Raw genomic sequence first — 24,421 nt, forward strand, 5'->3', positions numbered from 1 at the left:
CTATATTTTAAATTGTAGAGGTTTTTCTTGTGTAAATTATTAAATCTTATAAATTATAATTACAATCATGAGTAAAAACAAAGCGCAGAACATGGTGGCGAATTGCCGAGGTCTGCGCTTTGTTTTTTATATGGTGTTGAATTGAACTGGGCTGAATTAAAATAAATCATACTAAACCAAATTAAACTGAATGGTCTATTTACAGTCTGCTTATTTATTTACAAATATCGTTTGCTCTCGCTGGTAGAAGGTCAGATCTCCTGTTTCATTGCGAAGGGCTATGTAGTCGTGACCAATACGCTCGATAACGCCATGCTCTACACTAAAGCCAGGCTGCCAGGCATACACACGTGTTTGAAACAGCGCGGCTGCGAAGAAATGGACATTGGTCGTTAATTTTCGTTCTGTACTTCCGTTCATGTGTGCCTCCTTGACGGTATATCGTATTAAACGGTGACTCATTACTTACTATTTTAAAGCAAAAGGAGCTTCAATTACAAATCTACATTACAGCAGACTAGTATTGCCCTATGGTGATGGAGCTTGAATGTATTCAAAAAGCAGTATAGCTTCATAGCTTCCATACAGAAATCATTCAGGCTGGACGTACCGAATAGGCAATTCCATTCGTTACATCGAGCGCATTCAACTGACCACCATATACAGCACCACCATCAATACCGATGATACGATTAATGCCATAATAGATGTCAAAGCGCGTATTATCCTTGTGCAGGTAAAAGGTTGGTGTATGACCGAACACAACGAGCTTCTCGCCATCATAGTCGTTATGAAACGCTTCACGAATCCAGATCAATTGTCTTCTGGAGCATTCGGAGACAGGCTTGCCCGGCTCTACACCTGCATGGACAAAGAGATAGTCCTCTGTCTCATAATACAGCTTCAGGCTGCGAATAAAGTCCAGATGCCGATCCAGCGTCTCGCAGTGCAGATCAGGCAATTCAAAATCCTCCCCGGACAGCGTAATAAGCTGCTCGGACGTAAAACCATAGCTTTGCAGCGTAGCAAGACCGCCATTGACCTTGAGCCAGCGGTTCCAGTCCGACTCACGACCGCTTGTAAGCGCCGTTAGCATCAGATCCTCATGATTGCCAAGCAATGCCACCGCACCTTCATGAACAAGCCCAATGACTCGCTCCAGCGTTTCTCTTGCATCCTGTCCACGATCTACATAATCCCCCAGCAGCACAAGCTGATCGTGCTCAGGCGTATAGCCCGTTTCATCCAGCAGCCGATTCAGCAAATCGACCTCGCCGTGAATATCGCTAATAGCCAGAGTGCGTCTTTTCATGGAAGATTCCTCCTTCAACGTGAACAGTTAGAGTACATAGTGTGTTCTGTCTATCATATCACAACTTTTGCTTCATTTTTCGCAGAAAGTGTTCATGCTTTGTTCATCCGAACTGGGTATGATTTATTTATACACCTGATCGTGAAGTAATGACACACCGCTGGATAGAGATGGCGCGCCAGATGATAAATGGAGCTGATCCAGAGCAGCGTACTTTATAATGTCTTATAATAAAGCCTCATAAAACAGCGTAAAAAAACCAGCCGCTCGCGTGATATGCGAGCGGCTGGTTCTGCTGTTTATTGAAATGCTGGAAGTGCCTATACGATCTGAAATCAACTGATAGCAGAACTCATTTGTGCTATAGCTGTACAGAGATTACACTTCTATGTTATTCAATCGCTAATTAAGAGCCAGACGATTCCGAAGAGCTGGATGCTCCCGATGTTCCTGTGCTAGAAGACGAGGAATTGGAAGAATCAGCTGGTGGAGTCGGAGGTGCTGGTGGCGCATCTGTGCCTGTTGGTGGCGCTGGTGGAGCTTCACCTGGTGCTGGAGGTGCCGGTGGTGTTTGTCCATCAGCTGGAGGTGTAGGTGGCGTATGCACTTCGATCTCCACTACATTTTGCGTATTTTGCTCCAGATTGATACCGATATCATCGCCTACCTGTAAATCGGACAGGGAGAGCGTCTTTTCAGTTCTGCCTGTTTCCGGGCTATGGCTAACCTTTACGATTTTTGTTGAGCTACTGATTGTAAAACTCACCGTTTGACCATACGTATTTTGAGCAACAGAGGTGCTAGCCTGGCTGTTGGAATAAGTGTCACCCTCGACTGTACCACGTTTGCTTGTTTTTTTACCTTTCACACCGTCCGGGCCTGGGCCTTCACCTGGTGCTGGTGGCTTCTCGATTGTAATCGTGTTACCGCTGATCGCTGTGATTTTGCCATGTGCATGATCATAGCCATCTTGCGGTGGGGTAGGAGGTGCTGGCGGTGCAGGGCGTTCGCCTGCTCCTGGTCCACCTGCTGGAGGAGCTGGAGGCTGGGCTACTGTACCGTTAGCAGTTCCCTGATTCGATTGTCCATTCGGGCTCAATGTCGTTGTACCTTGCTGTGTGGTGCGTCCGTTTGTCGTCTCGTCACTTGCTGCGTCTGCGAATACATGCGTTGATGCTGTGATCGTACCCGCCAACAATACAGCTGAGAATGCAGTGCTAGAGAGCACTTTCCAAGTGTTTTTCATAAAAAACATTCCTCCTTTAATACGTACCTTTGCTGAACAGTTCCTGTTTGTCTGTTCGATTGCGAGTTTAGACATCTAATATGAACTCTATATGAACAAATTATTAAAAAACTTAAATTTTGACGCGCGTTAATCCCTTTTTATCTGCTGTAATCCGCGTCGTTGTGCGGTATTCAAAGAAATTAAAAAATAAAAAAAATTTTGAATAAAATGAAATAAAGAGCTACCGATGTGAAGCGTTCGGTAGCTCTTTATCATGTTCAATTTTATATTATTTGCTGGCAGTCGCTGCTTTGGCTGTGGGCTGTGCTGCCATAAGCTCAATTCGGCTAATCTGAGAAGTACTGCCGGAAGCGAGTGTAACAAATACAATATCGCCCGCCTTCAGCGAAGCTAGGGATTTCTTCGTTTCAGTCGCTTTCGTTGAACCAGCAGCATGGGTAACACTTACAACCGTCGTCGCGCTTGTTGTGGTCAATGTCGTTGCAGATGAGCTGAAGCTCATCGTTGGAGGCTGTCCACCTGCATTGGTCTTAGCTGTACCATCCGCAGGAGGAGTAGGTGCCTGTCCGGTCGGCGGTGCTTCGCCTGCTTTGGGAACGGTTGAGCCTTCTGCGCCAGCCGGGATATCTGGCTGGGTGCTAGATTTGTAGATCACCAGCTTGCCACTACCGACCGATTTGATTTTGCCGATGATCACATTCGTATTGTTTGCAGCGGTTTTGCCAGTGGCTGTTGCAGTCTTCGTCGTTGTTGTTTTCGCTGTAGCCGCCTGTGCGGTAGCGAATGAGGCGGTAAGCGAGCCTGTCAGCAAAGCGGCGGAAAGAGCGATACCTGTTACGATTTTGAAAGTTTTCATTATCAAATTCCTCCTGAAATGGGTAGTGTTTAGCTAATGGTAGGGGCCCTACGAGTTACAGTATAGTAGCGCTACATGAACTCTCTGTGAATAAAGCAAGTTACCTTTAGAAGACAGCAAAAAGCCCTCAGACGGACTGCAATGTTTGCAGCTCACTGAGGGCTAGCTTTTATCCGATTCAGTGTTAGTGCTCTCCTAACACGATGTGCAATAAAAAGTGATTTTTGCGAAGCAAAATAGTTTACTGCTTATGCTGCTGACCTGATAGCTAACAGCCATGTGAATGGAAAAAATCAATCTGTTTGAAACATCGTTACATCGCGACTGTACAGGCTTTTCGTTCCGGATTGCAGATTACGCACACGTACATACTTGTTTGTGTAGGCTTCTACGTAGCCACGCCCGATTTCACAATAGACGCCAGCAGGATCTTCCTGCCAGACTGTAATAAGATTACCCGACAACCCGGCAGTAAAAAAATGAATGTCTTCAGTGAGCGTGTGTTTTTTGTTCGATTTCATGGAGGAGCCCCTTCCTATATTTAAAACCGCCTTCGCCCGGCGGAATTGTTCCGGTAAAGATTATACTCCATGCGTATCTATCTGGCGATAGCTTTTTAAACAAAAAAACGAAAAAGTAGACAAATGTTCATCTTCATTCCAATTGAAGCCGTTATCATCGCAACCTAATTATAGATAACCGTACCGTATTCCCTGTACAATCAAGGCAATAATCGCTAAATGTGCCGGGTAAAAGGCTCTCCATAGCCAGGATGGTGCCCGTGGCAAGCGCATCGTTTCTGGAGCCGATTGCTGAATCGCGATCAGCAGTGTAGCGACAATGCTAAAGCCCTGAAGCGAGCTATTCAGTCCGCCTAGCTGGAACAAGATATTCAGCACCAGATGAAGCAGTACCGCCCAATAGCCCGGTGCATAACGGAAAATGAGAATTAGCGCAATGCCGTATGCACCATAATCCGTATGTAGCACCTCGGCACCCAGCGCAACCGCAACGGCAAGCAGAATAGAAAGGATCATCCATTGGCGTGGTATACGATCCATCGCAATCATGAGCAGCAGCCCAAACAACAACGTGAATACCACATTAAGATTCGAAATGTTGAACGCATACATAAACGGAAATTGCGACAGCACTGCAATCAATAGTAGCCGCACCGTATACTTCTGCACATTGCGAGTACGCTGATAGCCGACGACTAGCAAGTAGCAGTAGATCGGAAAAGCGATGCGTCCAATGACACGCAAATAGCGTTCATCACTAAAAAAGGCATATCCGAGATGATCGATCAGCATCGTGATCATAGCAAGCCATTGCAATGGGCTGCACCTCCAGTAGACTCATTCAGCTAAAGTTAAGCAGAATCCCGCGAATGGCCAGCGAGATGACGAGCAAGCCGAAAATAATAAAGCCAATTGCAGCGCCTTTTCTCGCTTCTTTGAAAAATTTTCTGCCCAGTACGACCATCATCGCACCGATCACCATCAGAATGAGCGAAATAATCAGGCGGATTGCAAAATAAAAGCCAATACTCAAGGGGGTAACCTCCTTTTGAAATAAACGATCCATTTATTAGGATTAGCAACAGATTATGCCGCCAGCACTAAAATGGTTCGGATGAAGTCCATATGAAAAGTGATGTTTGTAATAGCTAAATGAGATCATTTAGCTCACTTCTTTTTACTATACGATAAAAATATCCTTCTTTAACGCATAAAAGTTGAACAATTTGGCAACTTCGGCGGCGCATATATCGCGTTATACATAACCCTCTACCATCGTACACCAATCACCTCAAGCAGAAAGAAGGGACAGGCCTGATATCGCATAAAAGATAACGTATAAAATGTACCGCATAAAAAAAGCACCCGAGCTGCTGGTCACATGGGATCATACAGCTCAGATGCATCGGGTCGATCAGAAGGGCGGCTGCATTCATCCATTCAGAATGATGGCTTGCCGCTCCTTTCCCAACAGGGAAGTGAGATTACATTTTCAAGTTACTGCTATGTCCTGGGGACAGCTTGGCGTCTGGATCCACATATACTTTCGCATTGTTGATCGCTGTTGGTGCTTCACCAAAGCCAACCGCAATCAGCTTCAGCTTGCCCGGGTAGGTTGTGATGTCGCCAGCTGCGAAGATTCCTTCCACATTCGTCTCCATGCGAGAGTCGACGATGATGGAGTTCTTCTCGATGTTAATGCCCCATTCTGCGATTGGGCCGAGGGAGGAGAGGAAGCCAAAGTTTACGATCACATCGTCTACTTCGATCTCCTGCGTTTCCTTCGTTTTCACATCGCTCAGTGTCACGCGTTCAATCTGCTCACCACCATGCAGCTCGGTGATCTCTGTTGGCGTAATGATTTTTACATTGGAAGCCATCAGATTTTCTACACTGTGCTCATGCGCGCGGAATTTATCGCGGCGGTGAATCAGGGTTACTTCTTTGGCAATCGGCTCCAGCATCAATGCCCAGTCGACCGCAGAATCGCCACCGCCACTGATCAATACCTTACGATCAGCAAAACGGCTCAGGTCGTTCACAAAGTAGTGCAGGTTCTGCTTCTCATATTGAGCAGCATTTTCCAGCTCCAGACGACGCGGCTCAAATGCGCCTACACCAGCCGTAATGATCACCGCTTTGCCTTCATGTACGCCTTTGTCCGTCGTCACGACAAAATGACGATCGCCTTTTTTCTCTACATTGAGTACCTTCTCTTCCAGCAGAATATCGGTATCAAAATGGTTCATCTGCTGATGCAGATTGTTCACCAGCTCCTGAGCAGTAACTTTCGGGAAGCCGGCTACATCATAAATGTATTTTTCAGGATACAGCGCAGCAAGCTGTCCGCCAAGCTGCGGCATGCTCTCAATCAATTTCACGGACGCCTGACGCATACCGCCATAAAAAGCAGCAAACATGCCCGCAGGTCCTCCGCCAATAATAATAATATCCGTACGTTCTCCGGTGGTTGTAGATGTCACCGTGGTACACCTCCAAAGTGTGATGGTTGCAATATGCAAGCAGCGTAATCGCGAACATGCTGTATTGTCTTTTTTTGAATATAACTAGATCCATTGCATTGCGTTACGAGTGTGGCACCAGTCAGTATTCATTATACGTGTAGCTAATTATATTTTCAAAGTAAGAAAATTTGGAGAAAAAACGAAACAATTCACCATAACTACATCATAAATATAGAAAAATCATTAAAAACGAACATTATGTGATGACATATTTATCCATAATTCAAAACAGGAGCTACCTTAACGATTATGATGTAGATTATACGTTCATCTAAATATCTATCTTCCATACCCACATTCTCCAACTAAAACATTCCAATCCAATAAAGAGTATCTTCTAAACTCATATAAAAGTGCGAACCCCAAGCCCCCATCAAATCCCCAGCAGGTTCGCACCCCTTGCTACATAAGGGCTTATAGGAATTTTATTGTCTTTTCTCACTATTTTCAGTAGTCTAAAAAAGAGGTTCGCGATTTTGTGGCATTTTCCCCTTACTACATCAGGGCTGAAAGTAGGTACAGTCATCTCTCCGTGCGAGAGTGTGGATTGAAATTCTTGCAAGAGATTAATGCCGTAGTCGTGAGGAACGTCACTCTCCATGCGAGAGTGTGGATTGAAATAGGCTGCCCGACAAGGTGCCGAGCGTATCACGGGTCACTCTCCATGCTAGAGTGTGGATTGAAATCGTATAGTTCCGTTGACGCTCCAAAGACACGGATGTCACTCTCCATGAGAGAGTGTGGATTGAAATAGCCAGACGCGTAATCGATGCTTTGGCAAAGCTTGTCACTACTCCGTGCACATTATTAGCAATAAGCACAGAACGCAGGGAGGGAAATAAGGGGAAAGGACGACTTTGGAGGTGCGGGAATCTTCAAGTATTTCAAATTCCAAAAGATTCCCGCGGCTCCACCCGAGTCCGTCCCCTTATTCCTTCCCGAAGTGGTGTACCTCACCACCCTCCAAAAATGTCATCCCCAACCTACACACATCCAAGCCCCATCCCCACCATTACGATCCACGCATGATCCGCAACGCACACTATACACTCCCACCAAAGTCATGAAGCATTCGAACACCAGATCACATTTCCACCCCGTAAGCGCTTCCCACAAAAAACATCGCTATTTTCCGCTCACAACACCAATTAAAGTTGTTTTACCCCTTGATCTTTTAGATAATTATCGCTATCATTTCAGATGTGTCGATATTGGTTTGTGACAGAAAACGAACATTTTCTTGAAAAAAAACAAAATTTTTTTGAAAAAATCAGCAATAAAGGTTACAATGTTATGTGAGATATAACATAGAATCTTTGTTGGCGCGCATATCTTTGTCCCTTGTTGTGTATATTTTCACAATAAGAAGAGGCGCCTGATGAACCGGAATACAGCCTGTACTTCGCTGATTTCCGGAGTTTTTGCAAGCCGGTATCGGAAGTATGGTTAATAAGGATTAGATATACTTTGCCTTGCGCTTGACGGCGACGTGCCGTTGCCGGTGAGCGTGTGTCATTTTATGCGTCATCAATAGTAGATTCAGCATTTCTAAATGCTTAATTGAACAAAACTGGAAGGGGAAAACCGACATGAGTAGCATTCCAAAAATCGTCATTCTGGGCGCCGGCTACGGCGGCATTATGACAGCACAACGTCTTCAAAAAGAACTGAACTATAATGAGGCTGACGTAACACTGGTTAACCGTCACGACTATCATTACTTCACAACTCACCTGCATATGCCAGCAGCAGGTACAGATGCACTGGATAATGCACAAGTATCCATCTCCAAACTGGTTGATGAATTCAAAATCGACCTCGTAAAATCCAACATCCAAAAAATCGTACCAGAAGAGAAGAAAGTAATCCTGGAGGACGGCACACTGTCCTACGATTATCTTGTAATCTCCCTCGGCGGCGAGCCAGAAACATTCGGCATCCCGGGTATGATGGAAAATGCAATGATGATTCGCAGCATTAACTCGGTTCGCAAAATTCGCGAGCATATCGAAGGTCAATTTGCAGCGTACAAACAAGATCAGAAGCCTGAGCGTCTGAGCTTTGTTGTAGGTGGCGCGGGCTTCACAGGTATCGAGTTCGTAGCTGAGCTGGCGGATCGTATTCCTGAGCTGTGCCGCAAGCACGGTATCGATCGTTCCCTCGTAAAAATCTACAACGTTGAAGCAGCTCCAACTGCACTGCCAGGCTTCGATCCTGAGCTGGTTGAGTATGCAATGAACGTACTGAAAAATAAAGGCGTTACGTTCAAAATCGGTATCGCTATTAAAGAATGTCAGGCTGACGGCGTTATCGTTGGCGAAGACCTGGAAAAAATCCCTGCGAATACAGTGGTATGGACAGGTGGTATCCGTGGTAACCGTCTGGTGGAAGAAGCTGGCTTCGAAAACATGCGCGGTCGCGTTAAAATCGACGAGTTCCTGCGTGCACCAGGTCACGAAGATATCTACATCATTGGCGATAGCGCTCTGATGTTCAACCCAGAAGGTCGTCCATACCCTCCAACTGCACAGATCGCTATGCAGCAGGGTCCAGTTGTAGCACAAAACATTCTGGCTTCGATCCGTGGTCAACAGCCGAAGAAATTCGTCTTCCACAACAAAGGTACAGTTGCATCCCTTGGTAAAGGTGAAGCAGTAGGTATCGTTGGCGATCGTAAGCTGAAAGGCTTTGTAGCTGCTCAACTGAAAAAAGTAATCGATATTCGCTGGCTGTTCATCATCGGCGGCGTATCGCTGGCACTGAAAAAAGGTAAATTCCTGTAAGATGAGACATTGCAGCGTTCAGGTGCGCGGTCTGCTCACACGTGATGAGCTAGATCGTTATAATGGCTTGATGGAGGTTGGCGGATTTCTGGAGGATGCGGGTCGTTATGATCTCGCCTATACCGTTCAGAAGGAAGTAGACATTCTAATCCTGCCTGCTATTGAGCGGCTCAAGGATAAAAGCCGCACACGCGATCGGGAAGAGCAGGAATTCCTCGCTTCCCGCGAGCAGGACGATTCTTTACCTTCTGCCGAGTAAGGTAGTCGGTCAGAAAATGCAAGCTCTACAGGGAGTTATGTACGAACAGAATTGAAAGGAATAGATACAGCTTCCATTTGATTGAAGCTGTATCGTTCTTAATAGAAAGGCGCTCCGAATGTATATTCGGAGCGCCTTTTTGTGTAGAACCTATATTCGATAGGAATAGATAGGAAGAGATAGTGATGATATATAACAGATCGTTTTACCATTTTAGAAGACAAGGAAAGCTACTCTTCTAAGCGGATAGGGCAAGAGCCGATCATCCGAATATTATGCAGAGCGGCGTTTCTTTTTATTTTTAAGCGGTGCTGCTGATGCAGCTTCAGGTGTAATCGGTGTTACTGTAGCGACTTCATCTGTAGCAGGTGTTTCCGCACCGTCTACTTTAAACTGACTGATCTCTTGTAGCAATACATCTGCACTTACGGTCAGGTTTTTGGACGAATCGGAAATGCTACTAATCGCTTCCGTCTGCTCCATCGTTGAAGATGCAGCTTGCTGCGTTGCAGCAGCACTTTCTTCCGATACGGCAGCAAGTCCTGTAATCACGTCAGACACACGTGCTGCACTATGCTGTACATTGCCAATGCCAGACAGAACAAGTGAGATGCGAGAAATAATGCCATCCACCGATTCGCGAATTTCTTCAAAGGAATGGCGCGTATCCTGCATGGAAGCTTGTTGATGCTGATTTGTTTCACGGAATGAGGTAAGCACTTCAGCACTTTGTTTGCCTGCTTCTTGTAGCTCTACCAGCAAGCGATTAATATCTTCTGCGGAACGAGAAGACTGCTCTGCCAGCTTCTGTACTTCACTGGCGACAACCGCGAAACCACGTCCATGTTCCCCTGCACGAGCTGCTTCAATCGAAGCATTTAGAGACAGTAGATTCGTCTGGCTACTAATATCGCGGATCGCTTTCGTAATCGTTGCAATCTCATCCAGCTTTTGAATCAGCAGTGTATTGGATGCTTCGACGCGATGTGTTGCTTGTTGACTGGATTCTGCCAGTCCACTTTGACGGGAGATCGCATCTGTACCACGAGTCATCGCATCATTTACCTGTTCAATCATACCGGAAGCTTCACCAGCACGACTGGACACTTGCTCCAGTGAAGAGGTCATGTCCGACACAAGCTCTGCACCGCCTTGAATCGACTCGGCTTGCTCGTTGGCACCGCGGGCAATCTCCTCGATGACGGTTGAGATCTGATGTGCAATATCGCCAGAGTTAGACGCGTTTTTATACATATTACGGGAGGCATCATTCACATTCACTGCCGAATTAGAGACAGTAACGATCAGATTGCGCAGGGAGGCAGACATTTTGTTAAATGCGGTTGCAAGTTGCGCAATTTCATCTTTGCCGCGAACTTTCGCATGAACAGTCAGATCACCTTCAGCCAGGCGCTGTGCATTTTCTTTCAGTTGAACTAACGGTTTTACAATACGAGAAGCAATAATTGCTGCAACAACGATACAAATAATGGTGAGCGCAATAATAATTAGAGCGATATTGTTGCGAAGTGTCACATAGTCAGCGAAAGCAGACTTTTCCGAAATGGAAGTGGCGATTGTCCAACCAGTATCGGGAAGCTTTTGATAGTACATTAATTGTGGATCGCCTTTGTACGTATAGCTAACGATACCGGAATCATTGGCTAACATGGTAGGTGCAACACTGCTATAAGCCGATTGCTCGCCTAGTAGTTTGTTTACGATAGCTGTATCGGGGTGAGCAAGTATGGTTCCTTTTTTATCAAGTAATAGCGTGAAACCACCTGGTGTTTTGATTTTATCAATATAGTCTGTAATGGTAGATAAGTAGATATCTTCTGCCAGAATACCAGCAAAATCACCATTTGCGTCTTTCATTGGCATCGTGATAGGAACTGAATACTTTTTACTCGTGAGGTCAAAGTAAGGCTCGTTCACACTTAATTTGTTCGCCTCTTTACCACTTGTGTACCATGGACGAACACGCAGATCATAACCGGCATCAGGAATCCAGCCGCTACCATCGACCATTTTATTGTTTTTCAATCCAAGATAGAGGTCAGAAATGTTACCACCATTATATTCATTTTTGTATACGGACAATTGTTTAGCAGTCACTTCATCGATTGGAATATTGTCTTGAATGAAGCTTCCCATCGTTTCGATTACTTTTTTATTCGTATTGATCCAACCTTGAGTCTGATTGACGGCTTTTTCTACCGTATTCTTTAACTCATTATTCACCGACTGCGTAGCTTCCCCCTTGATCGCATACAGCGCGATTCCCCCAACGGGTACTGCAATCAATATGACCGCACATACTACCAGCAAAATAAGTTTAATTTTTAACGACATCATGATCCCCTGCTTTCTATCATTGGCTAAATTACTGATCATGTCTGGTTGTGCGGGTATGTAGTATCAGCTTTAATTTTATATCGTCTAAATGTGCTAAATTGTTAACTGTTTTGATGGAATGTAAATAAGTATTTACCAATTTTAACTCGTTTTTTATTTATAATATCGGACAGATAATTGGACGAGGTGTGATCAAAAATGAACGTTGCTTAATCAACATAGAACCAATACGGCTGAATGGGATCAGTCGTATTGGTTCATGGAGGAAGCGGGATTATGCGGAACGACGAGTTGATTTTGATTTAGGATGAGATGGATCGGAAGGGGCAGTAGTGGAAGCATCAGGTGTAGCTGTGTCCGTTGTCTGTGTAGCAGGGCCGTCTACTTTAAATTGACCAATTTCTTGCAGGAGTGCATCAGCGCTAACCGTCAGATTTTTGGATGAATCGGAAATGCTTACAATCGACCCGGATTGCTCCATCGTCGAGGATGCTGCCTGCTCGGTTGCCGCTGCACTTTCTTCGGCGACAGCAGCCAGTCCAGTGATCACATCCGATACACGCGCAGCTCCGGTTTGTACATCATCAATACCGGATAGTACGAGCGAGATACGGGAGATAATGCCGTCGACCGACTCACGAATCTCTTCAAAAGAGTGACGGGTATCCTGCATAGAAGCTTGCTGATGCTGGTTCGTTTCGCGGAAGGAGGATAATACCTCGGAGCTTTGTTTACCAGCTTCCTGTAGCTCGATCAGCAGACGATTGATATCTTCGGCAGAGCGAGCGGATTGATCGGCGAGCTTTTGTACTTCGCTTGCTACCACGGCGAATCCACGTCCATGCTCACCTGCACGCGCCGCTTCGATCGAAGCGTTCAGAGACAGCAGGTTCGTTTGACTGCTAATATCACGAATGGCTTTGGTAATTACAGCGATCTCATCCAGCTTCTGAATGAGCAGGGTGTTGGAGGATTCGACTCGGTGAGTCGCCTGCTGACTGGATTCTGCCAGTCCATTCTGACGGGAGATCGCATCGGTACCACGAGTCATTGCTTCGTTCACCTGATCAATCATGCCGGACGCTTCGCCTGCACGACGGGAAACCTGCTCCAGGGAAGATGTCATATCCGATACTAGCTCTGCACCGCCTTGAATCGACTCAGCTTGCTCGTTAGCACCACGGGCAATTTCTTCGATCACGGTAGAAATCTGACGAGCGATATCGCCGGAATTGGCAGCATGCTTGTACATTTCACGAGAAGCATCGTTCACGTTTACCGCCGAATCGGAGACGGTGAGAATCAGGTTGCGTAAGGAAGCAGACATTTTATTAAAGGCTGTACCCAATTGAGCAATCTCGTCTTTGCCGCGTACGTTAGCTTGTACGGTCAAATCGCCTTCAGCGAGCAGTTGTGCATTTTGCTTGAGCTGGATGAGTGGTTTGACGATACGGGAAGCGATAATGGTAGCAATGACGATACAGATTACGGTAAGGGCAATAATAATCAATGCGATATTGTTACGCAGGGATACATAATCAGCGAAAGCATATTTTTCAGAAATGGAGGTGGCAATTGTCCAGCCACTGTTAGGAAGCTTTTGGAAATAGAGTATTTGTGGATCACCGTTGTACGTGTATGTCAATTGACCGGAATCATTGGCAAGCATATTGGATGCAATGCTGCTGTAATCCTTTTGCTCGCCAATAGGCTTGTTGACCAGCTTCGTATTCGCATGGGCGAGAATCGTTCCTTTATTATCAAGCAAAAAGCTAAAGCCGCCCGGTGTTTTGATTTGATTAATATATTTGGTGATGGTGGACAGATGAATATCTTCTCCGAGAATACCAGCAAAGTTACCATTCTCATCCTTCATTGGCATGGTGATTGGAACGGAGTATTGATTCGTGCTTGGATCAAGATAAGGATCATTAATGGTTAGCTTATTCGCTGCTTTGCCGCTAATGTACCACGGACGCTGGAACAGATCATAGCCCGCATAAGGCACCCAGCCACTGCCATCGATGAGACGCTTTCCTTTTTCCAGACCCATATACAGATCGGAAATGTTGCCGCCATTGTAGTCGCTTTTGTAGACCGAAAGCTGCTTGGTCGTCACTTGATCCAGGGGAATATTATCCTGAATATAAGCTCCCATCGTTTCGATGACTTTCTGGTTCGTATTGATCCAGCCCTGTGTTTGGCTGACGGCGGTTTGGACGGTATTTTTAAGCTCATTGTTGACCGATTGCGTAGCTTCACCTTTAATCGCGTATAGAGCGATTCCGCCTACAGGTACGGCAATTAGAATCACTGCACAGACTACAAGTAAAATCAATTTGATTTTTAATGACATCATGATTCCCTACTTTCTATCATCGGCTAAGTTGCTGATCAGGTCTGTGTATGAGAGGTCGATTTCAGCTTGATTTTATTATCGTCAGTAATCGCTAAAATATTAGTATTTTCGACAATATTATGAACAAAATGTACAGTTTATGATTTCTTTACAATTTATATAAAAAAAAGCACAATGAAGACTCCTAAACAAAAACGAAGGTCAATGAGTTATTATCTGAATTTAGCTATAGGGTAGGGATATCATCGGTTATAAAAAGATTGTTTTTTAGAGTGTAGAGCTTCCATTCATAACAAAAAAGGACTTGCCCTATACGGACAAATCCTTTTCATTTGAGCACCAATGAATCGATGCTTTTGTTAAGACATCGCTGATGATATTATGCTTGCCATTACTTACTTTTATTTGATATCAGATAGTTTTATTCGTACTAATCTCGTTACAGCTTCAGCATCTCGTCGATCTTCTCGCTATTCAGCAGGCTACCCACGTAGAAGGCGCCAAATTCGCCAAAGCGTGCGCTCGCTTCATCGAAGCGCATTTCGTAGACGAGCTTTTTAAATTGCAAAGCATCATCGGAGAACAGGGTAACGCCCCATTCCCAATCATCCAGACCGACCGAGCCGGTAATAATCTGTTTTACTTTGCCTGCATAGCTGCGTCCGATCAGACCGTGGCTGCGAATCATTTCGCGGCGCTCCTCCATCGGCAACATGTACCAGTTGTCCGACAGATTACGTGTTTTGTTCATCGGGTAGAAGCACACATAACGGGAGCCTGGCAAAGCAGGCTTCAGACGTGCAACGACATGCGGATTTTGCATCGGATCTTCGTCGCTATTGCCAGCCATATAGCTGCTTAGCTCGACAACGCTCACATAAGAATACGCTTTTTGCGTGAAACGGGCAAAGGTTGTTTTGTTAAATTCCACTTCGATCGCGTTCAGGTCTTCCAGCGTCTCGCGGAAATGCATCATCACAAAGTCGGCTTTTTGTCCGACAATGGTATAGGTAGCCGTACTGCCTGTCCCAGCTTCACTCACGCTGTTCCATTCATCCAGTAGTGCGTTCAGGTCTTCTAGCGCACCTGCTCGTTCTTCATCATCGGCTGCTTTCCAGGCCGTCCAGTCAATTGTACGGAAGTCATGCAGGGCATACCAGCCCTCCAGTGTAGCTACAGCTTCGTTCATAATTAGGGATCACTCCTGTACGTAATATAGATATCCGGCAAGCCGGAGTCCTGCGTGTATTTAATCGAAAAGGTCTGTGTCAGTGATCATCATTACGCGATCATACTAGCCAAAATAACTGATGAGCATCAGACCGATCGTGCTCATTCTGACTGTTTTATTGTACCGCAAGCACATGGGCAGAGCAATTGACTTCACACTCTGTTCATGGTTGCTTCATAGAATAGATCGCAATATATGAAGAGATCGGCAGACAAAACCGGATCATCGATGCGTTCAATCAGCATCTGTAAAATAAAAAAACGGGCGATCTGGCGTAAGGCGGCAAACGACCGATGCTCAGCAAGTGAGGTGCAGATTGTGACGGGAATTTGGACTTCTTTTCTCGCTTGAACGAGCTGAATTTGTGGTAGAATAGAATTCCGCATATTGGGCGCAAACAAAAAAGGGGGCGGATTATGCGCATCAAAAATTTGCTTCATTTTACAGAAAATCATCGCTACTGCGTGTACCGCGAGTTTGGTCTCGGTCATCTGGATGAACGGATGCTGAGTCTGGTATACCAGCCGCTGACCGGAGCGTTTGCGATCAGTCTATATCGGTTGCTGTGTGAGCAAGTGGATGCACGCCGTGTAGGTTATTCTGCTGTCGAGCAGCAACGTGGCTTGTTCCTTACACTCGGTCTTGAGCCAGGGGAGCGTGGACGCAAGCAGCTGATGGAGCAGGCATCACTGCTTGAAGCGGTTGGACTACTCCAGACGAGTCGTGTGTATTTCCCGGAGCAGGATGATTATATATATGAATATGAGCTACAGCCACCGCTGTCGCCGGGTGAGTTTTTCCGAACACAGCATTTGACGCTGCTGCTACGTGATAAAGTAGGGAAGTTCGCTGTGCTGTCACTGCGTGAGCAATTTTTTGCCCCACAGCCAGAGGAATGGGAGCATCCATCCGTACAGCGGGAAAATATTTCGCAGCCGTTTTATGATATTTTCGAGCTGAATACGCATGTGATTGACTATGAGCTAGAGCAGGCACTGACAGAGGTGAGTGCACAGCCGCGTGCTCGTCAGCCTAAGGTGAGCGAAGAAGATCTGATTAACTACGCGGATATTATTCGCTATTTCCCGCGTGGCTCACGCAATCGTCCATTTGTCGAGAAGCTGCGCTTTCAGCCAGAACAGATGAATATACTGAGCTATATTGCGTACAAGTATAAGCTGGACATTCAGGATATTTGCCGTATGCTGGATGAGGATGGTGTGTTCACTGCGAATGGTGAGCTAGCGGAGGAAGAGATTCAGCGTCGTGCGAATTTGCAGTTCCGTCAGGGCAAGAAGCGTACCGAGGAACGGCAAATTTATGAGGCCAAGGTCGTGTCCTTACGCAAGCAGCAGGAAGCAGAGCACCGAGCAGCAGAGGCACCGGAGACACAGGCAGAGGATTCATCAGATACACCAGTGGAGCATGCGGTTGAGATGGAATTTTTCCTGGATGTACCACGTCAGTTTACTGGCAAATGCGATACAAGTCAGTACAATATGATGCTGCGTAATCAGCCGTATACACGGGTGCTGGAGATGTTCTACCCGGGCAGTGTGCCCAATAGTATTCATGATATTTTCGAGCATATCGATATTAATTATAAGCTGCCTGAGGAAGTAATGAATGTACTGATTCACTACTTGCTGGCGGTGAAGATGTCCCAGCCAGGTGAGCGCCTGAGCAGCAAATTCGTCGACTGGATCGTGACGAATATGCTCAATCAGCAGGTGACGACGTATGAAAAGGCTGTACGTTATGTACGTGAGCAGCAGAAGCTGGATCAACAGCTAAGTGATCCGGCACAGGGACGTGCGGCAGCAGGTGCAGGTGGTAAGCGCGGAGCTCGTACGTACAATCGTAATGCTCGTCCAAAACCAGAAATTCCGATCGTCGAAAATACAAAAGGCAAAGCATCAGGCATTTCGGAGGATGAGCTGGCAGAGGTTATGCGTCTGGCAGAGCAGCTTCAATCGGGCAAGCAAGGCTTATAGTTGTGTATTAACGTAGAGGATATACAAGCTATACCTATTATGTATAGAAGATAGAAGATCAAACCATATCGTATACAGTCGATTACGATACGGTATGTTAATCGTGGGAAGGGGTCAACCACCATGGAATCCATTGGTGATCTGCTGCGGCAGATGAAAAATTCCCGCTTTCGGGAACAATCGAATAAGCTTGCCGCACAGCTTCTAAGTGATCCGCTGGTGCTGGAACTGCGTAGCAAGCATCCCGAGCTAACCGATCGGGAGCTAATGACCAATCTGAGTAAGCTTTATCAATATATTGGCGATCGCCGCCATTGCGATAATTGTCCGGGTCTGGATCGCTGTCCGAATGATTTTCAAGGACATTATACGAATCTGGTCGTACAGCCATCCGAGGAAGGAACACGACTGCACGAACGCAAAACGCCCTGTCAAAAGCAGCTTGTAAGGCAGCATGAGCTACAGGTACGCGAGCGTATACAGAGCTTTTATGTGGATGATCGTGCGCTGAATGAAGGCTATAATGCAGTCGAGATCGTTTCAAAGGATATGGAGCGCGTACCGGCAGTTAAGCAGATTTTCCATTATATCAATCAGGTGAAGCAAAATGGACTCACTGCCAAGGGGCTGTATCTGGTTGGACATTTTGGCACCGGAAAAACGTTCCTCATGTCATACATGCTGCACGAGCTTGCCAAGGTAGGCTATACTGGCGTTATTGTGTACATGCCAGAGTTTGTTGAGGATCTAAAATCCATGCTTCAAGACAACAACCGTCTCAAACAGACGATTGAAATGATGAAAAATACCGACTTACTCGTCTTTGATGACATCGGTGCAGAGAATCTTAATCCATGGGTACGCGATCATGTACTCGGCGCGATTCTAAATTATCGAATGGAGCGTAAGCCTACCTTTTACACGTCCAATTATTCGATGGATGCTCTGCTCCAGCATCTAAGCTTCACAAACAAGGATGGCGAGGAACGCTATAAAGGCGAGCGCCTGCTCAATCGGATTGCTCCATTTGTCGATGTGGTCAGTGTAAGCGGAGAAAATAAACGCGGTGGCATGGACGACATGGCATCCAAGTAAATATATAATCTGACTTGAGAACGTGATTAAGGTTCTAATTCAATAAATGTTGCAATTACATGCAATACATGTTGCAATTGCACAGAACGTAGAAAAGGAAATAAGGGAAAAGGACGCCTTACAGTGTTAGCGACTTCCTAACACGATGTTCAATAAAGAGTGATTTTTGCGAAGCAAAATATCTTACTGCTTTGGAGCCCGGGAATCTACATTCTCTCCTAATCCAGTAGATTCCTGGGCTCCACCTAAGGACGTTCCCTTATTCCTTTCCGAAGTGGTGTCTGCCTCTTACCAAGAGTAATAGTAAGCTCTGACGCACCAACACCAATTAATGAGTTTCTGATGAAGAATATTCCATTTTCAAAAGAAATGATTATAATAGAAACAGATGAGGTTGATTCCAAAACGGAAAATACTTACTAAATTAAAGTTAGATATTAAAAATTCGTATTTGCTGTTTCGGAATTCGCTCTTCTGTGTTATAATAAGGTTGTATGAACCTCATTCGTTGTTTAAATAATGAATAATTCAAATAAATGTATCTGAGGAGGCTATTTCCATGGCAATCGTTAATGTATCTGATCAAACGTTCGCAAATGAAGTAGAAGAGCAAGGCACAGTACTGGTAGACTTCTGGGCACCTTGGTGTGGCCCTTGTAAAATGCTTGCTCCAATCCTGGACGAGCTGGCAACTGAAGTTGGCGACAGCGTGAAAATCGCTAAAGTCAATGTAGACGAAAACCCTGAATCGGCTTCCCGTTTCGGCGTAATGAGTATCCCTACAATGATCTTCTTCAAAGACGGTCAACCAGTGGATAAAGTAGTGGGTCTGAACTCTAAAGATTCCCTGAAATCCATCCTGGCAAAACATCAATAATTGTATGACATACGATCTAGAGCACACCTTGCAAAAAGGAATGTGACAGATCATCGAAACCTCCGGCAGCTTGCCGGAGGTTTTTGTTATGATTGCGGCAGGGTAATGGATTCGAAGGGGGATTTTGTTTTATAATAGAACATATGTTGCCTTTTACAAATGTAGGGCGACGACATCGAAAGGAGAGCGCCATGGACTCGCATATCGAAACGATCCGGGAGCAGGAGCAGGCGATGGACAATATTCGCAATAAGCTCGCACTGCTGCCCGATCTGCCCGGCTGCTATCTGATGAAAAACCGAGAAGGCACAATTATTTATGTCGGTAAAGCAAAAATACTCAAAAACCGCGTGCGTTCTTACTTTTCAGGCAGTCATGATGGCAAAACCCAGCGATTGGTCGCGGATATCCGCGATTTTGAATATATTGTAACGGGAAGTAATATGGAAGCTCTCATTTTGGAGTGTAACCTGATCAAGACGCATCAGCCAAAGTACAATGTACTGCTCAAGGATGATAAGACCTTTCCATATATCAAAATTACGAATGAGGAGCATCCACGTCTGGAAGTGACACGGCGTGTGCTCAAAGATAAGGCGAAGTATTTTGGTCCATATCCGAATGCATTTGCAGCACAGCAGACGAAAAAGCTGCTGGATCGTATGTATCCGCTGCGTAAATGTAAAGTGATGCCGAAGGAGGTCTGCCTGTATTACCATATGGGGCAGTGTCTGGCGCCATGTGAATACGAGGTGCCAGAGAAATCATATGAGGATATTCGGCAGGAGATTACACGTTTTCTAAGCGGTGGACATGAGGAGATCAAAAAGGATTTACAGCGGAAAATGGAAGAAGCGGCAGAGGATTTGTATTTTGAGCGTGCTAAGGAGCTACGTGACCAGATTCGCCATATTGATGCACTGATGGAAAAGCAGAAAATTACGATGGCAGATGCCAAAGACCGCGATATTTTCGGCTTTGCAGTAGATAAGGGCTGGATGTGCGTGCAGATTCTGTATGTGCGCCAGGGTAAAATGATCGAGCGTCACGCCTCGGTCTTTCCATTTTACGGAGAGCCTTACAATGACTTTATGTCCTATGTGACGCAGTATTATAGCGAGAATCCAGCGATGCCACAGGAGATCATGCTGCCTGCGGAGGAAATCATCGTCGAGCTGGATAGCGCTGATGAGGAATCATTAGCGGCTGCTGAGCAGGAAGGGCTGGATCGTCCAGATGTGGATGGGAATGACCAGTCTGCTGGTGCAGACGAAGCGGCTGAGATGGTAGGTAGAGTAGCGGAAGCGTCCGCAACGTATGAGGCTTTGCCCGATTCTGCCGATGCGTCTCTTGATATTGCAGCACGGATTCGCTTGCAGCGTGTGAACGCAGAACAGCTCGCTGCTGCTGATCAAGATGATGAAGATGACTCACAATCGGCTGACCCTACTGAGGTGGCAGGCTCAGCGAGTGCTGATCGGAAGGAAGCGAAAGAGACGAAGGAAACGCTGGACGCTGTTAGCAGTGCAGCTTTATTGCAGCAATGGCTCAGTGTGAAGGTGCATATCCCACGTCGCGGCTTGAAGCGTCAGCTCGTTACGATGGCACAGGATAATGCGCGTGTGTCGCTGGATGAGAAATTCCGTTTGATCGAGCGTGATGAAGAACGCACATCGAAGGCTGCCGAAAATCTCGGTCAGGCGATCGGTCTGCAAAATCTCCATCGCGTTGAAGCATTTGATAACTCGAACATTCAAGGTACGAATCCGGTATCGGCGATGGTTGTGTTTGTCGATGGCAAGCCTGCTCGCAAAGAATATCGCAAGTACAAAGTCCGTACCGTTGAAGGTGCCGATGATTATGGTACAATGCGCGAGGTCATTCGTCGTCGCTATGAGCGTGTGCTCAAGGAAAATCTGGAAATGCCTGATCTGATCGTAGTCGATGGTGGGAAGGGGCAGATTTCAGCGGCAGTCGATGTGCTAGAAAATGAACTCGGGCTGTATATTCCTGTCTGCGGTCTGGTCAAGGATGCGAAGCACCGTACCGCACAGCTCATGATCGGTGATCCGCCAGAAGCAGTGCGCCTAGCACGCGATAGTCAGGAGTTTTACTTGCTACAACGAATTCAGGATGAAGTCCACCGCTTCGCAATTACCTTCCACCGTGAACAGCGTGCCAAGTCGATGATCGTATCTCAATTGGATAGCATTCCAGGAATCGGTGAGAAACGTCGCAAGCAGCTACTCAAGCATTTTGGCTCCGTGAAGAAAATACGTGAGGCAAGTGTCGAGGATTTCCGTCCATTGTCGATTGGGGATAAGCTGGCGCAGACCATTTTAGAGGCATTGCGCGAGGAATAGAGTGGCGGAGAATGCCAGTTTAAGAAGTTGCTAAGACGAAGATGATGCGCTAGCAACGAAGTATCGTCCCTATAGCTTCATCTAGTAGCTAGCTATCTCTATTAAAAGAACATGTATAAAAGGTCATGTATCAAACCAATAAGCGTATAGATATCAAATCGTATGGATATAAAAAAGCGAAGCCCTGAGTTTTAGCGGCTTCGCTTTTTTGGTATGCAGATTTGATCCCTATTCGATCAACGAAAAAGAGGATAAAGATTAATCTTGAGGATCCTTCTTTGTATTCAATTCATTCTCAGATGAAGGTGTTGCTTGCTTTTCATCGGATTGAGATTGCTCTATTGTGTCGCTATGTGATTGCTTATGCTCTCCTGCTACTGTCGATTCATCGGAAGGATGCTGAGCGGCTTCCGATGTAGACGGTGAGGGAGTCGTCTCGTATCCGTTATGACCGAAGGAGCTATCATTCGGTATAATCGGCGTTTCATTCTCCTGTGGAGCTGATGTCTTGTTTAGATTCACGGCAGAGCCTTTGTCCTGACTTACAGCTTGAGACGATGAAGTAGGATTGGTGTCCACCTCATGCTTGAGCGCTGTCGTCTCCTGATTGGATGCCTTATGCAACGATATGGACGATGGCTGCTGTCCAGCCTGCTGTTCAGTTGATGGCTGCACAGGATTTCCATATGAATCGAACGATGGAGCAGTACCTGTAGGCTCGGATCGATCTGTACCTTGAGCAGGTCGCTGCGCCGGATCGTTATACATATGGAAGCGGCGTGGATCATTAGGAATTTCATTAGGCGCTTGCCCCGGATAAGGTGGCTGTACCGGAGGTGCGGACGGTTGCTGTGATGTTGGGTAATAGCCCGGAAACGGCGGCGTCCCATATCCACCTGGCTGCATATACGGTTGCTGCGGTGCAGGCGGTACATAAGGCGGATAAGCATTCTCCACACCTTTGTTCCGTGTATAACGATAAATGATATAAGCAATAACAGCTGGCAGGATGATATATACGATACCGAGCGTAATATTTCCCCAGCCGCCCAGCGACATCAGACTTAGCGACATGAGAATGGTATCGAACATGACGTGTGCAAATACAGCTGCGATAAAGCCATAACGGATAAAGACAAGGCTGAACAGTAAGCCGATAATGAGCAGCTCGATCGGACGCGAGTAAACCGGATAGATCGGATACAAGGTATGACCGAGCGCCCAGATGATCGATGTGATCGCAGCGGCTGCAAATGTATTACGCAGCAGCTTTTTCAGCATTACGATACCGAACAGGCGATATACGCCTTCTTCGCCGATCCCTGCCATCCATGCTAGCAGGGGGAACAGTGCAGGCACGACCATATTGTAAGGCGAACTAGAATCATCGGTGGACGAAAAGACGCCGAATGCCGGTTCCATGATCAGATAGATGATCGATTGTACACCAAGCAAAATGATTGCGTACAAATAACCAACGGCTGCGCTATGCAGTACATATTTGCCATAACCAATCTCACGGGAGCGAGGCCACATATTCAGACCACGTTCACGCCATAGGCCATCCCCGCCAACAAGCGAGAAGTACAGCAGTACAGCCATCATCACATTTAGTACAAGCTGTAAAATAACAAGGAACAGCAGGGTAAGCTGTCCTGTCCAGCCCGTTTGTCCATATTCCCGTTCAAGATAAGGCCACATATTGAATACACTGATCATGGAAACGGCAGTGTACACACAGGTAAGCACGATTCCTCTTTTAAACGAGGTATGCTTACGCTTCAACGAAGCGAATACGATTGCCAGTACACCCAGTACGAGTGTGAACAAGCCGTAGCCAAGGAAGGTAAGCCATGTGGCAAGACTTGTCTGAGATTTGATGTAGCTGGTGTAGCTAGCTGGTGGTGTTAATGTTGGTGTGATGGCTGCCACCTGATCATTTTCGAAAATGATTTCAATATGCAGCGTCGACTCGCCCAGCTTAGCGTCAGGAACCAGGTAATCCAGTCCAGTTTCAATATCGGTTGTTTGTAGCTTGAGCTTGGATGTATCATAGCCGAGCTTTTGCAGCAGCGGAATGGCGAGCTTCTCTTTTTCATCTAAAATAAGTGAGCCATCATCCGACTGCGCACTGATCGAGCTAACAGACTCTGTGGGACGAAGATGAAATCCAAGTACATTCCCACTATTCATATGTACATCAACATCTACGGCGTATTTATAGCTCTGGTAATGAACACGGAACACATCATAAGGCGCCCATTTCTCGATGTTACGTGTATATTCGGTACTTAGCTTTTCACGTGCAATATAGCCACTTAGCTCTGGATCGGTCACATAGGTAATTGTGGGATTATTCAGTGCTGTTCGATCACTGGCATCAATCGGCAGATTGGCTTTGAATGTGTTGGCACTTTCAATTGCTTGCTGCTCTGTAATGGATGCCGTTTGTTGAGCTTCTAGCGTATCAGAGGCAGTGATCGGAAAGACCTGCGTGAACAGGAATACGAGCAGTGCAATGACGGCGAGTATACCGAGCCATTTATAATTCGGTTTGATGTGTACAGGTTGGCCTACAGGATTCATGGCTTCCTCCCTATCTTCTATTAATAATGATGTACTGGCACGAGCCAGACAGA

At 46.1% G+C, this 24,421-nt stretch carries 18 protein-coding genes; 6 read left to right on the forward strand and 12 right to left on the reverse strand.

Annotated elements, in window-relative coordinates; genetic code table 11:
• Window positions 1-210: 210 nt before the first annotated feature.
• From SK066_RS05130 to SK066_RS05165, 8 genes are all read right to left on the reverse strand, one after another.
• Complete coding sequence (locus SK066_RS05130) at window positions 211-420, reverse strand: hypothetical protein (protein WP_188776954.1); 210 nt, start codon at window positions 418-420, stop codon at window positions 211-213.
• Between the two features lie 175 nt (window positions 421-595).
• Window positions 596-1,312 (reverse strand): metallophosphoesterase family protein, encoded by a 717-nt coding sequence (locus SK066_RS05135; protein WP_320543892.1) that lies wholly within the window; start codon window positions 1,310-1,312, stop codon window positions 596-598.
• 406 nt (window positions 1,313-1,718) lie between these two features.
• Complete coding sequence (locus SK066_RS05140; RefSeq protein WP_320543893.1) at window positions 1,719-2,558, reverse strand: hypothetical protein; 840 nt, start codon at window positions 2,556-2,558, stop codon at window positions 1,719-1,721.
• A gap of 271 nt (window positions 2,559-2,829) precedes the next feature.
• On the reverse strand, window positions 2,830-3,417 hold the full coding sequence (locus SK066_RS05145; protein WP_320543894.1) for a hypothetical protein: 588 nt from the start codon (window positions 3,415-3,417) through the stop codon (window positions 2,830-2,832).
• A gap of 293 nt (window positions 3,418-3,710) precedes the next feature.
• Window positions 3,711-3,938, reverse strand: coding sequence for a hypothetical protein (locus tag SK066_RS05150; RefSeq protein ID WP_188776958.1), 228 nt, complete (start codon window positions 3,936-3,938; stop codon window positions 3,711-3,713).
• A gap of 168 nt (window positions 3,939-4,106) precedes the next feature.
• Window positions 4,107-4,754 carry a TraX family protein gene (locus SK066_RS05155; protein ID WP_320543895.1) on the reverse strand — a complete coding sequence of 216 codons (648 nt, stop codon included), beginning with the start codon at window positions 4,752-4,754 and terminating at the stop codon, window positions 4,107-4,109.
• A gap of 25 nt (window positions 4,755-4,779) precedes the next feature.
• On the reverse strand, window positions 4,780-4,971 hold the full coding sequence (locus SK066_RS05160) for a hypothetical protein (RefSeq protein ID WP_188776960.1): 192 nt from the start codon (window positions 4,969-4,971) through the stop codon (window positions 4,780-4,782).
• Between the two features lie 451 nt (window positions 4,972-5,422).
• The gene (locus SK066_RS05165; RefSeq protein WP_320543896.1) at window positions 5,423-6,421 is read right to left on the reverse strand and encodes an NAD(P)/FAD-dependent oxidoreductase; all 999 of its coding nucleotides are present in this window, start codon (window positions 6,419-6,421) and stop codon (window positions 5,423-5,425) included.
• A gap of 1,631 nt (window positions 6,422-8,052) precedes the next feature.
• Between SK066_RS05165 and SK066_RS05170 the strand changes: the two genes are divergently transcribed.
• Window positions 8,053-9,246, forward strand: coding sequence for an NAD(P)/FAD-dependent oxidoreductase (locus tag SK066_RS05170; RefSeq protein ID WP_188776962.1), 1,194 nt, complete (start codon window positions 8,053-8,055; stop codon window positions 9,244-9,246).
• Window position 9,247: 1 nt separating this feature from the next.
• Complete coding sequence (locus SK066_RS05175) at window positions 9,248-9,505, forward strand: hypothetical protein (RefSeq protein WP_250344096.1); 258 nt, start codon at window positions 9,248-9,250, stop codon at window positions 9,503-9,505.
• 273 nt (window positions 9,506-9,778) lie between these two features.
• Here SK066_RS05175 and SK066_RS05180 read toward each other — a convergent pair whose 3' ends face one another.
• From SK066_RS05180 to hemQ, 3 genes are all read right to left on the reverse strand, one after another.
• Window positions 9,779-11,863, reverse strand: a complete 2,085-nt coding sequence (locus tag SK066_RS05180; protein ID WP_320543897.1) for a methyl-accepting chemotaxis protein — start codon at window positions 11,861-11,863, stop codon at window positions 9,779-9,781.
• A 274-nt stretch (window positions 11,864-12,137) separates the two neighbouring features.
• A complete protein-coding gene (locus tag SK066_RS05185) occupies window positions 12,138-14,222 on the reverse strand; it encodes a methyl-accepting chemotaxis protein (RefSeq protein WP_320543898.1) in 2,085 nt (694 codons plus the stop codon).
• Between the two features lie 439 nt (window positions 14,223-14,661).
• On the reverse strand, window positions 14,662-15,411 hold the full coding sequence (gene hemQ / locus SK066_RS05190; protein WP_188776967.1) for a hydrogen peroxide-dependent heme synthase: 750 nt from the start codon (window positions 15,409-15,411) through the stop codon (window positions 14,662-14,664).
• 458 nt (window positions 15,412-15,869) lie between these two features.
• Here hemQ and SK066_RS05195 point away from each other — a divergent pair, with 458 nt between their 5' ends.
• The 4 genes from SK066_RS05195 to uvrC all read left to right on the forward strand — a co-directional run bounded on the left by SK066_RS05195 (window position 15,870) and on the right by uvrC (window position 21,782).
• Window positions 15,870-17,447, forward strand: coding sequence for a replication initiation and membrane attachment family protein (locus SK066_RS05195; protein ID WP_320543899.1), 1,578 nt, complete (start codon window positions 15,870-15,872; stop codon window positions 17,445-17,447).
• A 123-nt stretch (window positions 17,448-17,570) separates the two neighbouring features.
• On the forward strand, window positions 17,571-18,542 hold the full coding sequence (dnaI, locus tag SK066_RS05200; RefSeq protein ID WP_188776969.1) for a primosomal protein DnaI: 972 nt from the start codon (window positions 17,571-17,573) through the stop codon (window positions 18,540-18,542).
• A gap of 559 nt (window positions 18,543-19,101) precedes the next feature.
• Complete coding sequence (gene trxA / locus SK066_RS05205) at window positions 19,102-19,419, forward strand: thioredoxin (protein ID WP_188776970.1); 318 nt, start codon at window positions 19,102-19,104, stop codon at window positions 19,417-19,419.
• 191 nt (window positions 19,420-19,610) lie between these two features.
• Window positions 19,611-21,782, forward strand: a complete 2,172-nt coding sequence (gene uvrC, locus SK066_RS05210) for an excinuclease ABC subunit UvrC (protein WP_320543900.1) — start codon at window positions 19,611-19,613, stop codon at window positions 21,780-21,782.
• Window positions 21,783-22,040: 258 nt separating this feature from the next.
• Here uvrC and SK066_RS05215 read toward each other — a convergent pair whose 3' ends face one another.
• Complete coding sequence (locus tag SK066_RS05215; protein ID WP_320543901.1) at window positions 22,041-24,368, reverse strand: CPBP family glutamic-type intramembrane protease; 2,328 nt, start codon at window positions 24,366-24,368, stop codon at window positions 22,041-22,043.
• Window positions 24,369-24,421 lie beyond the last annotated feature (53 nt).

This window comes from Paenibacillus hunanensis, assembly GCF_034055775.1.
Taxonomy (GTDB): domain Bacteria; phylum Bacillota; class Bacilli; order Paenibacillales; family Paenibacillaceae; genus Saccharibacillus; species Saccharibacillus hunanensis.